This is a genomic window from Chryseobacterium sp. CCNWLW53, assembly GCF_037083525.1.
GTDB lineage: Bacteria > Bacteroidota > Bacteroidia > Flavobacteriales > Weeksellaceae > Chryseobacterium > Chryseobacterium lathyri.
The window spans coordinates 411,436-424,795 of the sequence record NZ_JBAOJR010000004.1 but is presented as its reverse complement, the minus strand read 5'-3'; the positions used below and the strand labels follow the sequence as shown (position 1 = coordinate 424,795).

The window sequence follows — 13,360 nt, the reverse complement described above, 5'->3', positions numbered from 1 at the left end:
GGAAACCTTATAGATTTTTAAAACCTAAGGTTTATCAATTAAATAGAAGAATAATACATTCAATTTAAAAGTTTACGATTATAGATGCCACACTGACTGTAATCTAAGTGTTTATCTGGACAATCAAAAATAGTATCAATGAAAACAAAAAATAAAATTTTTACCATTCTTCTTTCAAGTTGCGTTGCATTTTCATCAGCGCAAAACTCAAAATTTACTTTAGATCTTGATGGAGCTCCTACCAACATTAAAATCCAGCCGACAATGTATGGGATTTTCTTTGAAGATATCAATTTTGCAGCCGATGGCGGTATTTATGCCGAATTAATCAAAAACCGAAGCTTTGAATTCGATGAACCCTTGACGGGCTGGAAGCAAAAAAATACGCAAACCCTTTCTCATAATCTGGATTCCGGGTTTTTGACCATTTATTCTGATCATTCCAAAACCAATAAAAACTACGCTAGAATTACCGTTCACAACGATAAAAAGTATATACTGGAAAATGAAGGCTTCCGGGGAATTGGACTTCATAAAGATGCTAAATATGATTTCAGCTTTGATTTAGAAAATGTATCTGGAAATATTTCTGCGGTCAATGCAAGCTTGGTTGACGAAAAAGGAGTGGTAATTTCTACAGTTCCGATAATCATCAAAGGAAAAGGATGGCACAAATATTCGGCTGTTTTTTCTCCTTTAGGAACGGTAGAAAAAGCAAAACTTCAGATCACTTTTACAGGAAACGGCGTTGTAAATATGGATATGATTTCCCTCTTCCCGCAAGATACCTGGAAAGGAAGAAAAGATGGCTTAAGAAAAGATTTAGTTCAGAAATTATACGATTTACAGCCTGGATTTCTGCGTTTTCCGGGAGGTTGCATTGTGGAAGGCAGAACACTTGCCGAAAGGTATCAGTGGAAAAAAACATTGGGAAATGTAGCAGACAGAGAATATCTCATCAACAAATGGAGTTCGGGTTTCCCGCATCGCCTGACTCCCGATTATTACCAATCGTTCGGATTAGGTTTTTATGAATATTTCCAGCTTTCCGAAGATTTGGGAGCCGAGCCTTTACCGATTCTTAGCTGTGGAATGGCCTGCCAGTTTAATACAGGTGAGCTGGTAAACCTTGAAGAATTAAACCCTTTTGTTCAGGATGCTTTGGATTTAATTGAATTTGCCAACGGAGATGTCAATACGAAATGGGGAAAAATCCGTTCAGAAATGGGACATCCCAAGGCTTTTAATATGAAATATATTGGCGTCGGAAACGAACAGTGGGGTGAAGACTATATCGAACGGTACAAAATTTTTGAAAAAGCCATTCATTCAAAATACCCCGATATTACAATCATTTCCGGAAGCGGACCATTGCCTGACGGAGAATTTTTCGAATACGGCTGGAAAGAGCTTAAAAAGCTCAATGCACAGATTGTCGATGAGCATTATTACAATTCAGCAAAATGGTTTCAGGAAAATGCTGCGAGATACGATAAATATGATAGAAACGGGCCTAAAGTTTTTGCAGGTGAATACGCAGTTCAGTCGGTAAAAACAGTAAGTCCGGACAATAAAAATAACTGGGAATCGGCACTTTCGGAAGCCGCTTTTATGACAGGGCTGGAAAGAAATGCGGATGTGGTAACCATGACTTCTTATGCGCCGCTTTTTGCACACGCCGATGGCTGGCAATGGACTCCGGATTTGATTTGGTTCAATAATCTGCAGTCATACGCAACTCCCAATTATTATGTTCAGAAGTTATTTTCGAATAATAAAGGGACTGATTTACTGAAGATTTACCACAATAAGACCCCGGTCAGTGGACAGGATAAACTCTATGCAACCGCAGTAAAAGACAGTAAAAATAATGAGGTGATCATTAAAATTGTCAATACAGACAACAAGACGGTATTAATAGAAATTAATCCTAAAAATATAAAACTGGGACAAAAACTGACAAAAACGGTCTTAAAAGCTCCTACACTTTCTGCCGAGAATAATTTTAAAACAGAAAATATACAGCCTGTTGAAGATAATTCAGTCATAAAAAAAAGGATATTTTCAATGGAAATTCCTGCCTATTCGCTGGTTGTTTTAAAGATTAAATAAGCCTCAGATATAAACATAGAAATAAAAATAAAATTAAGTGTATTTTATACATTTATTTAAAATAGAATCTTATATTTGTTTTATCTCAAGAACAGAAATGTAATGGATTTATTAAGGCTTAATTAAAAATGATTCTTTTTAGTCATCAAATTAAACCTAAGCTTAAACATTTAGCATTAGAAATCTCACCCAGAGCTTGTCGAAGGGGTCTATCAAAATATTGTTAAAACTTAACTCATTATATAAATGAAGAAATATGTTATCGGACTGGATTATGGTACAGATTCCGTTCGTGCTGTACTGATTGATACAGAAAACGGTGCAGAACTGTCTACATCAGTCAGCTACTATCAACGATGGAAGCAGGGAAAATTCTGTTTGCCGGAAAAAAATCAGTTTCGCCAACATCCTTTAGACCATATTGAAGGTTTGGAACAAACCATTTCTAATGTAGTAAAAGAAAGCGGAGTGGCACCGGAAACTGTTGTAAGCATCTGCATTGATACTACAGGTTCATCACCACTTCCTGTAAACAAAGAAGGAATAGCACTGGCTTTAATACCCGGATTTGAAGAAAATCCCAATGCAATGATGGTTTTATGGAAAGATCATACCTCTATTCATGAGGCTGAAGAAATTAATCATTTGGCAAGAAACTGGGGCGGTGAAGATTACACCAGATTCGAGGGCGGAATTTATTCTTCCGAATGGTTTTGGGCAAAAATTCTGCATATCAACAGACAGGATGAAAAAGTGAAAAATTCCGCTTACAGCTGGATGGAACACTGTGATTATATTACTTTTCTGCTTTCCGATCATCAGGATCTGGCAACATTCAAAAGAAGCCGTTGCGCAGCGGGTCATAAAGCAATGTGGCACGAGTCATGGAACGGACTTCCGGCTAAGGATTTCCTTGGGCAGCTGGATCCGTCTTTAGCTGAGCTTCGGGACAGATTATATGATAAAACCTATACTTCCGATGAGATTGCAGGCAGTTTAAACGAAGAATGGGCGGCTAAGCTGGGACTGACGACCAATACTGTGATTGCCGTAGGAACTTTCGATGCCCATTCAGGAGCCGTCGGCGCAAAAGTTGAAGAGAACACCCTCATTAGGATTATGGGCACGTCCACCTGTGATATTATGGTTGCTCCCAACGAAATCATCCTGGATAAAACCGTAAAAGGTATTTGCGGACAGGTGAACGGTTCTGTTATTCCAGGACTGATTGGTCTGGAAGCCGGTCAGTCCGCATTCGGAGATCTTTTGGCATGGTATAAAGACATTCTCACTTGGCCAATTTATAATGTGCTTATGGATTCTGATAGTATCGATGAAGATCAAAAGCAACGCTTAAAAGAAGAAATAGAAAATAATCTCATCCGCAATCTTACTTTGGAAGCTGAAAAAATTCCACTTTCCGAAACAATTCCTGTTGCCTTGGATTGGATCAACGGAAGAAGAACACCAGATGCGGATCAGCAATTGAAATCAGCAATTTCCGGGCTCTCTTTGGGAACAAAAGCACCTCATATTTTCAAGGCTTTGGTTAATGCCATCTGTTTCGGATCCAAAAAAATTGTCGACCGTTTTGAAGAAGAAGGCGTTAAAATCAATAAAGTAATCGGAATTGGTGGCGTTGCCAGAAAATCCCCGTTTATTATGCAGACATTGGCAAATGTTCTGAATATGCCGATCGTCGTGGCGGCATCTGATCAGGCTCCGGCTTTGGGAGCCGCGATTTATGCGGCAGTTTCGGCAGGTATTTATCCGACTGTTCAGGAAGCAAGCCGTAAAATGGGCTCCGATTTCGAAGCTGAATATTTTCCTCAGGCAGATCAGGTTGAAAAGTATGCAGAATTAATGAACCAGTATCAGATTCTCGCCGACTTCACCGAAAACAATATCAAATCAAAGAAAAAGTTGATCGTTGATAGTTTATAGTTGATAGAAATTTTTAACCTAGGAGTGCACTGCGTGAAACGAGGAACTAGATTCATCGATTCAAATAAAAATAAATAAGGGATAATTCAACAGGACAGCCTTGTCAAGGTTCAAAACCTTGACAAGGCTGACGGAAATCAATAGGAATGGGCTTTAGCCCGAAACAAAGACCTGTAATTTTTAAATTATTTAATCATTTAATAAAAATAAAATGAGCATCTATAAAGAACTTAAGAGAGAGTGTTACGAAGCCAATATGCAGTTGGATGCTTTGAAGCTAGTCGTTTATACCTTCGGAAATGTAAGTGCCGTTGACCGTGAAAAAGGAATTTTTGCGATCAAACCAAGCGGTGTTCCTTATGAGATTCTAAAGCCTGAAGACATTGTGATTGTAGATTACGATGCCAATGTGGTGGAAGGAAAATTAAGGCCGTCATCCGATACCAAAACCCACGCTTATCTCTACCAAAACTGGGAAAGCATTGGCGGAATTTCTCATACTCACGCGATCTATTCGGTAGCCTGGGCTCAGGCACAGCTGGATATTCCGGTTTTCGGAACCACACATGCAGATCATTTAACGACAGATATTCCCTGTGCACCGCCAATGCACGATGATTTGATCGAGGGAAATTACGAATACAATACCGGAATCCAGATTCTCGATTGTTTCAGAGAAAAAAAATTGTCTTACGAAGAAGTGGAAATGGTACTCGTTGGAAATCACGGACCTTTTACCTGGGGCAAAAATGCTGATAAAGCGGTTTATAACAGTAAAGTTCTGGAAACAGTTGCGGAAATGGCTTATCTCACCCGGCAGATCAATCCCAATGCAGTTCGGCTGAAAGATTCCCTCATCAAAAAACATTACGAACGAAAACACGGAAAAAATGCCTACTACGGACAGTAAATGGCATTAGTCCTGAAAATTTGTGTATTAACGGAAAGCAAACCTATAAGGTTTATCAAACAAATTATTTAAACAGAACCCGAAGGGTTTAATATCAATAGCCGTAGGTAAAACCTATGGTAAAATATATAACAATTATCTATCAATTATCATTTTATAATATATGTTAACACCTCTCAATACCAAAGAAATCTGGTTCATCACAGGAAGCCAGCATTTATACGGACCTGAAACATTAGCTCAGGTTTCTGAACACTCAGGAAAAATTGTTGAAGCGCTCAATAGATCTTCATCAATTCCTGTAAAAGTGGTTCTGAAGCCAACCGTAAAAACTACAGAAGAAATTTTTGAAACGCTTACAGCTGCCAATTTTGCAAAAGATTGTATTGGAATAGTGACCTGGATGCACACATTTTCACCTGCAAAAATGTGGATTCGCGGGCTCACAGCTTTACAAAAGCCAATGCTGCATCTACATACACAATTCAATCAGGATATTCCCTGGTCTACAATGGATATGGATTTTATGAACCTGAACCAGGCTGCTCACGGTGACCGTGAATTTGGGTTTATGGTAAGCCGTCTTCGTAAAAACAGGAAAGTAGTTGTAGGACACTGGGCAGAGGAAAGAGTTCAGAAACAAATCGGAGACTGGAGCCGCGTTGCTGCAGGCTGGGACGATTGGCAGGGAGCGAAATTTGCCCGTTTTGGAGACAATATGAGGTATGTAGCCGTTACAGATGGTGACAAAGTAGAAGCGGAAACCAAATTCGGATTTTCAGTAAATACCTGGGGAATCGGAGATTTAGTGAGCGTTGTCAATGCTATTGGCGAAGGTGAAGTAAAAACTTTAATTGAAGAATATGAAGCTTCTTATACAATGGCAGATTCTCTGCTTTCGGGAGGAAGCAACAGAAAATCACTTGAAACTGCTGCGAGGATAGAATTAGGACTGGAAAAGTTCCTGAAAGACGGAAATTTCAAAGGTTTTTCAGATACTTTTGAAGACCTTCACGGATTGGAGCAGCTTCCTGGAATTGCTGTTCAAAGGTTAATGGAAAAAGGCTACGGTTTTGCCGGAGAAGGCGATTGGAAAACAGCAGCATTAGTCCGTGCAATGAAAACAATGGGGCAGGGCCTGGAAGGCGGAAACGCATTTATGGAAGACTATACTTATCATCTCAATCCTGCAAATCCCTCAGTTTTAGGTTCCCATATGCTGGAAGTTGACCCTGTTTTAGCAGTTGATAAACCATCCTGCGAAATTCATCCGTTGGGAATTGGAGGCAAATCAGATCCGGTCCGTCTGGTTTTCAATTCCAGAGGAAATATTGATTCTCTGAATGCTGCTCTTATGGATTTCGGAAATCATTTCAGACTGTTAATCAATAAAACAAAAGCATTGGAAATTACCGAAGAATTACCAAAACTTCCTGTAGCAAGAGTTCTTTGGAAACCACTTCCGGACTTGTATACAGCTGCAGAAGCATGGATTCTGGCTGGTGGAGCACATCATACGTGCTATAGTGAAAACATCAGTGCAGAGCAGTTGGAAGATTTTGCGGAGATTGCAGGAATTGAATCCCTGGTTATTGATAAAGATACAAAAATCCGTGATTTTAAGAACAGTCTTCGCTGGAATGAAATTTATTATCGTTAATCTTGCAATATTATTCAAACTATGAAAATAATAAACTATAATCTGATTATTGTTGCAGTTTTATGTATTCTCGGATGCAGCAAAAAAGAAAACATTAATCAGCCTCAAAAAGAAAATATGGAAAAGATACAGGTTTCAGATTATGGAGTGACTGCAAAAGGCGATTCCATTAAAAAATACACCTTAACCAATAAAAACGGGATGAAAGTGGAAGTCATCAATTTTGGAGGAATTATCACTTCATTGACAGCTCCTGATAAAGATGGTCACTATGAAGATGTCGTTTTGGGCTTTACAAAGCCTGAAGACTATTTCAACGGAAATCCGTATTATTTCGGAGCATTGATCGGACGTTTTGGAAATAGAATAGCCAACGCAAAATTCACTTTGGAAGGCAAAACCTATGATATTGATAAAAATGACGGACCCAACAGTCTTCACGGTGGAAAAGAAGGTTTTCACACCAAATTCTGGAACATTGAACCTGTTAAAGGTGCGAAATTTCCAACTATAAAGCTGACTTACACGAGTGCAGACGGCGAAGAAGGCTATCCGGGAAAATTATCTACCACGGTATTCTACACGTTGACAGACGACAATGCTTTGGAGATTTCTTACGAAGCAACGACGGATAAAGCAACATTTGTTAACCTTACTCAACATTCATATTTCAACCTTTCAGGGAATTTTACAAAAACGATTACTGATCACGAACTGCAAATTAATGCAAATAAATTTTTACCTGTCAGTGAAACGTTGATTCCAACCGGTGAACAGAAATCTGTAAAGGGAAGTCCGTTTGATTTCACGGTTTCAAAACCAATCGGAAAAGACATCAATGTTACAAATGATGATCAGCTGAAAAAAGGAAAAGGTTACGACCATAACTGGATTCTGAATGGAAACGGAATGAGGAGCATTGCAAAAGTCTATCATGCTGAGTCAGGAAGAGTAATGGAAGTTCTTACGGATGAACCGGGTGTTCAGTTCTATTCCGGAAATTTTCTTGATGGAAAGTTTGACACTAAAACAGGAGGGAAGAATGAATTCCGAACAGGCTTTTGTTTAGAAACCCAACATTTTCCGGATTCTCCAAATCAACCTTCTTTCCCTTCAACAGAACTTAAGCCGGGACAGAAATATCAGACTAAAACGATTTATAAATTCTCAGTTAAAAAATAAATTATGGGAAACTTAGCAACTATTGATATCATCATATTTCTGATTTATTTTGTGGTGGTAGCCGGTTACGGAATTTGGATCTACAACAGGAAAAAATCTGCAGCTACAGGCAGTAAAGACTATTTTCTGGCAGAAGGTTCACTTACCTGGTGGGCGATTGGTGCCAGCCTGATTGCGTCCAATATTTCGGCCGAACAGTTTATAGGAATGAGTGGTGAAGGATTCTTCGTAGGCATTGCTGTCGCAGCTTACGAGTGGATTGCAGCCATTGCATTGATTATTATTGCAGTCTGGTTCATTCCTATTTACCTTAAAAATAAGATTTATACGATGCCCCAATTCCTTGAAACCCGTTACAACAAATCGGTTTCACTGATTATGGCGGTTTTCTGGCTGTTTCTGTATGTGATTGTAAACCTGACCTCCATTCTTTATCTGGGAGCTTTGGCCATTGATACATTGCTGGGCGGAGATAATCTTCATATCATTATGATTGGGTTACTGCTCATGGCCTTGCTGATTGGTCTGGGAGGAATGAAAGTAATCGGGTACACCGACGTTATTCAGGTAGCGGTTTTAATTATCGGAGGTTTTGCCACGGTTTATATGGCTCTTCAGATTGTTGACCAGAGAATTAACGGAGCCGCTGTAGGAAATGCTTTCACAGGTTTCCAGACATTAATTAAAGAAGCACCACAGCATTTTAAGCTCATTCTTGATAAACCGGCTACAACCACCACAACTCTGGCAATGCCGGAGAACGTGAATGTTCAGAAATATGTGGTTTTACCTGGATTGGCAATGTACTTTGCCGGTCAGTGGATTGTTAACCTGAATTATTGGGGATGTAACCAGTACATTACGCAGCGTGCTTTGGGAGCAGACCTAAAAACGGCAAGAACCGGAATTTTGTTCGCGGGATTTTTAAAATTATTTATGCCGATTATTGTGATGCTTCCGGGAATTGCAGCCTATGTTTTATATACGAAAGGGCATCTGCCAGGTTTCAACGGTGTAAAAGATGGCGCCTATTCAGCCATTTTAGGCTTCTTGCCAACAGGGCTGAAAGGCCTTGCGGTTGCAGCGCTTACTGCAGCAATTGTAGCATCTTTGGCAGGAAAAGTAAACAGTATTTCGACCATTTTTACTTTGGATATCTATAAAAAATACCTGAAAGCAGATGCTACCGAAATCCAGATGGTAAGAACAGGACGCTGGGCAATCATTATCGCAATGTTCGTGGCTCTGGCATTTACATGGACAGATGTCCTGGGAATTGGAGGAGAAGGTGGTTTCACATTCATCCAAAAATATACCGGATTTATCAGTCCCGGAGTTTTTGCTATGTTCCTTTTGGGAATGTTCTGGAAAAGAACAACAGGAACGGCAGCTTTGGTAGGCGTTCTTCTTGGCTTTTTACTGGCTATTTTCTTCAACAGTTTTGCAGTAGATATTTTCGGGAAAGAAACCTGGCTATACACTGCTTTTACCTATGAAAAATTAGAAAACGGAGTCGTTCATACGATCACGGAAATTCCATTTTTGATTAATATGGGTTGGTCATTCTTTATTACAGTTGTTGTTATGGTTCTGATCAGTTTGGCAGGTCCGAAAGTAAATCCTAAAGCTTTCGCTATAGATGCAACCATGTTTAAAGTAGATTCCAGAACATTGGTTATGATTGTAGTAACAGTTCTTTTACTGACTGCACTTTATGTGAGATTCTGGTAATTAATAAATAATTTATAAATAGGATGTCATGATTGGCATCCTATTTTTGTTAAAGAGTCTGATGATTTTGTAATTTTAAATAAAGTTTTGAAAAAATATCTCCTTTTTATCGATACCGAAACAACAGGAATTCCGAAACGTTGGAATCTTCCTTATTCTGAAACAGACAACTGGCCATCAGCAGTTCAGGTTGCATGGATTTTGTACGATGAAACCGGGAACAAAATTAAATGGGAGAATTTTTATATTTATGATGAAAATTTAAAAATCAGTGCACAGTCGGTTAAAGTACACGGGATTACCAAAACGCTTTTGAGTAAAAACGGACAGAACCGGAAATTGGTTTTAGAAAAGCTTTCGCAAGATATACGGAAATATCAGCCGCTCATAACCGGACATTTCACAGAATTTGATATTCACACGCTAAGCTGTGATTATTACAGGGCAGGTTTGGAAAATCCTTTTCAAAAAAGTTATTTTTACTGTACAATGCTCAAAAGCAAAGGCTATGCTTTGAATCCTGAAGCAGATTACTTCCGGCTACCACAGCTTTACGAGTTTCTTTTTAATGAAAAGATGGAACGCTCTCACGATGCTGTGATTGATGCAGAAATGACAGCAAAATGCTTTTTTGAGATTCGTTCCCGTGGAGAAATTTCAAAAGATGAACTTCAGAATATCCATCACAAAATTGAAAGTAAATTGAATTTTTTAGATAAAATCAATAAGTAAATGAAATAATTTATTAATCTGAATATATGCCACCTATTTAATCATTATGGAAGAAAAAATTATTTCGCTATTAAAAGTAACAAAACCTTTTGATCTTCTGCCTGAAACGGTTCTTGCCGAAATCTCTGAATCGTTTACAAAAACCGAGTTTTCTAAAGATACATTGGTGTATCGTCAGGAAGTGACCGAGATGAGAGGGGTCGATATTATTTCATCAGGAGAATACGAAACTTTCTTTTTCGATGTTGCAGAAAACAAAAGATGTCTGACCAGACATTATCCGCCTTACTGTTTCGGCGGAATTTCAGTTGTTCTGAACCGGGTTCGTGCACTAAAATCTGCGATAGCCAAAAAAGGAACTGTGGTTTACACCTTACCCAGAAAGGAGTTTTATGAATTATGCAATGCCTACGACAGCTTTTTTCATTATTTCACTTCAGATTTTGGTATAAAAATGCTGGATGAGGAGTTTTCGCACTTTGTAAAAACCCCGGCTACTTTTGAAGAAAGTTATTTTGCTGCCGATCAGCTGTATTCCAGAAAAATAGAAGGCATCGCTTACAAAAGTATTGTGTCATGTGAAGAAAGCACACCCGTTTTTGAAGCCGCCAAAATGATGGCAGCCAATAAAGTGAGCTGTATTTTTATCAGGAAGTCACAGAGTGACGAGATTATCGGTTATGCGACAGATATTACTTTACGGGATAACGTCATCGCCCGCTGCCTGGATTCAAGAACAGCCATTTTGGAGGTAATGGATAATCCAATTGTCAGTATTTCCAGTGATGCTTACCTGTATGAAGCGGTTCTGATGATGTTTAAAACCAAAACAAGATATCTTCTGGTAAAAAATAAAGATGAATATGTAGGCTTCCTTAGCAGAAACCGTTTGCTGAGCGAGCAGGCGCAGAGCCCGTTGGTGTTTATCCAGTCTGTAAAGCAAGCAGAAAATACGGAAGAACTTCGCAAAAAATGGAACCAGGTACCTGATATCATCAATCAGCTTTTGGGTAGGGGAGTTCATGGTGAAATTGCCAGTCAGGTTATTACCACCATTGCAGATACAATTACAGGAAAAGTGATAGAAAAGGTCATCAGACAGATAGGAAAGCCGCCTGCCAAATTTGCCTTTATTGTCACAGGAAGCGAAGGAAGAAAAGAGCAGACGCTGAATACCGACCAGGACAACGGAATTATCTATGAAGACAAAGCCAACGAAGACCGGGAAATGGTAAGGGAATATTTCCTGGATTTTGCCAGAAGAGTTTCCGACGACCTCAATACCATTGGTTTTGAATACTGCAAAGGTGGCTTCATGGCGAGCAATCCTAAGTGGACGCATTCTCTTTCTCACTGGAAAAGAAATTATACCCAATGGATTGAAAAATCTCTGCCTGAAAGTGCGATGAATTTTTCCACATTTTTTGATTTCCGTTTTATTTACGGTGATGATGCTATTGTCCGTGAGCTGAAAACTTTTATCAAAGAAAAACTGGCTTCGCCCAATCAGCTGTTTTTTGCCCATATTGCTAAAAATGCACTGCAGTATGAACCACCATTGACCTTTTTTAAAAGAATAAAGACCCAGACTATCGGAAAATCAGAAGTCTTCGACATTAAAACAGCGATGTCTCCAATTGTAGATCTGGTTAGGGTCTACGCGCTGGAAAATCAGCTCGAAATTGAAAATACTGGGGAAAGAATGAAAAAATTAAAGGAAATCGGAATTTTCACACAGCAGCAGTATAATGAGATGCATCAGTCTTATTATTATCTGATGGCGCTCCGGCTTAAAAACCAGGCCAATCAAATCAATATAGATAAAAAGCACCCTGATAATTATGTAGAAATTAGTAAACTTACTAAAATAGAAAGAGTAACACTGATCGAAATTTTCAAGACCATTGCCAATTTTCAACTGGGAATCAAAGTGAAATTTACCGGAAATTTCTAAGACTAAATTTTAAACATAAAGCCTTCCGAGATCTTCTTATTGTATTTCTCTTCATCAAAAGTGTAGAGAAAAGATCCTTTTTTAGACGAGTTCATATCTTTTTCATTAGTTTTTACCAGAACATCCAAAGCATTGATTTTGCTGGTAAAATTCCGTTTGTCATATTTTTCATCAAAAATAGCTTCGTAAAGATTCTGAAGGTCTTTCATGGTGAATTTTTCAGGGAGAAGCTCAAAGCCAATCGGCCTTGTCGTTGCTCTTCTTCTCAGTCTCAAAACAGCATCTTTTACCATTGCGTTATGATCAAAAATAAGATCGGGACGGTCTTTCAGATCAAACCATTTCGCACTGTATTTTTCGTTGATCTGAATATTGTCCTGGATATTGATTAAAGCATAGTATGAAATCGACATAATTCTGGCAGTAGGCTCCCGGTCAATTTCTGTGTAAGCTTTCAGTTGTTCAAGGTAGATATTTTCAAGTCCGGTCAGAGCATTCAGAACACGATTGGCAGCCTGATCGGAATTTTCTTTATCATCAACAAATCCTCCCATCAGTGACCACTCTCCCTTTTTGGGCTCGAAGTTTCTTTTTACCAGAAGAATTTTAAGGTTTTCTCCACCAAAACCAAAGATAATACAGTCTACTGCGACAAGATGTTTGGGATAAGTAAGATAATTTTCTTCCATCAAAATGATTTTAAACAAAGTTAATTCTTTTAATGTAGATTTAATATGAAAAATTAATAAATGTATGTTAAACACTTTATATTTTTCTTAATACTCATTTTGATGATTTGTAAGTTTCAAATAGTATTTTGGGGAATTATTTTCATCATTTAAACGAATTATTTGTTGAAATAATGGTAAATCCTATATGAATGCAATGTTAAAAATATGTTAAAATTTTGATCCGGTATTTCACTCTGCTTTTTTTCAGGGTTATTATTAAAATACGATAAGCCCGGATGTAATTTTTTCCCGATTTTTATAAACACACGATATGTATTTTGATAATGACAGGATTAGATTTATTTAATTGATATTCTATAGTTTGTCTATTCTTGTTTTTTATGATAAGGTAAAGGTTTGTAAAAGTTTTTTTACTTATTTCAAAATGCATTTTCAAAAGGACA

9 protein-coding genes are annotated in these 13,360 nt (G+C 38.3%); 8 read left to right on the top strand and 1 reads right to left on the bottom strand.

The window, feature by feature from the left end:
• Window positions 1-138 precede the first annotated feature (138 nt).
• From V6R96_RS15130 to V6R96_RS15095, 8 genes are all read left to right on the top strand, one after another.
• Window positions 139-2,112 carry an alpha-L-arabinofuranosidase C-terminal domain-containing protein gene (locus tag V6R96_RS15130; RefSeq protein WP_336379293.1) on the top strand — a complete coding sequence of 658 codons (1,974 nt, stop codon included), beginning with the start codon at window positions 139-141 and terminating at the stop codon, window positions 2,110-2,112.
• Window positions 2,113-2,358: 246 nt separating this feature from the next.
• Window positions 2,359-4,056, top strand: coding sequence for a ribulokinase (locus V6R96_RS15125; protein ID WP_336379294.1), 1,698 nt, complete (start codon window positions 2,359-2,361; stop codon window positions 4,054-4,056).
• Window positions 4,057-4,267: 211 nt separating this feature from the next.
• The gene (locus tag V6R96_RS15120; protein WP_336379295.1) at window positions 4,268-4,966 is read left to right on the top strand and encodes an L-ribulose-5-phosphate 4-epimerase; all 699 of its coding nucleotides are present in this window, start codon (window positions 4,268-4,270) and stop codon (window positions 4,964-4,966) included.
• A 163-nt stretch (window positions 4,967-5,129) separates the two neighbouring features.
• Entirely contained in the window at window positions 5,130-6,626 is a 1,497-nt protein-coding gene (gene araA / locus V6R96_RS15115; protein WP_336379296.1) for an L-arabinose isomerase, read from the top strand.
• Window positions 6,627-6,647: 21 nt separating this feature from the next.
• Window positions 6,648-7,808, top strand: coding sequence for an aldose epimerase family protein (locus tag V6R96_RS15110; protein WP_336379297.1), 1,161 nt, complete (start codon window positions 6,648-6,650; stop codon window positions 7,806-7,808).
• A gap of 3 nt (window positions 7,809-7,811) precedes the next feature.
• Complete coding sequence (locus V6R96_RS15105) at window positions 7,812-9,539, top strand: sodium:solute symporter family transporter (protein WP_336379298.1); 1,728 nt, start codon at window positions 7,812-7,814, stop codon at window positions 9,537-9,539.
• Window positions 9,540-9,626: 87 nt separating this feature from the next.
• Window positions 9,627-10,271 (top strand): 3'-5' exonuclease, encoded by a 645-nt coding sequence (locus V6R96_RS15100; protein ID WP_336379299.1) that lies wholly within the window; start codon window positions 9,627-9,629, stop codon window positions 10,269-10,271.
• A gap of 46 nt (window positions 10,272-10,317) precedes the next feature.
• A complete protein-coding gene (locus V6R96_RS15095) occupies window positions 10,318-12,225 on the top strand; it encodes a DUF294 nucleotidyltransferase-like domain-containing protein (RefSeq protein WP_336379300.1) in 1,908 nt (635 codons plus the stop codon).
• Window positions 12,226-12,227: 2 nt separating this feature from the next.
• On the opposite strand, the gene V6R96_RS15090 is transcribed toward V6R96_RS15095, so the two are convergent.
• The gene (locus tag V6R96_RS15090; protein WP_223559746.1) at window positions 12,228-12,914 is read right to left on the bottom strand and encodes an NrtR DNA-binding winged helix domain-containing protein; all 687 of its coding nucleotides are present in this window, start codon (window positions 12,912-12,914) and stop codon (window positions 12,228-12,230) included.
• Between the last annotated feature and the right edge of the window lie 446 nt (window positions 12,915-13,360).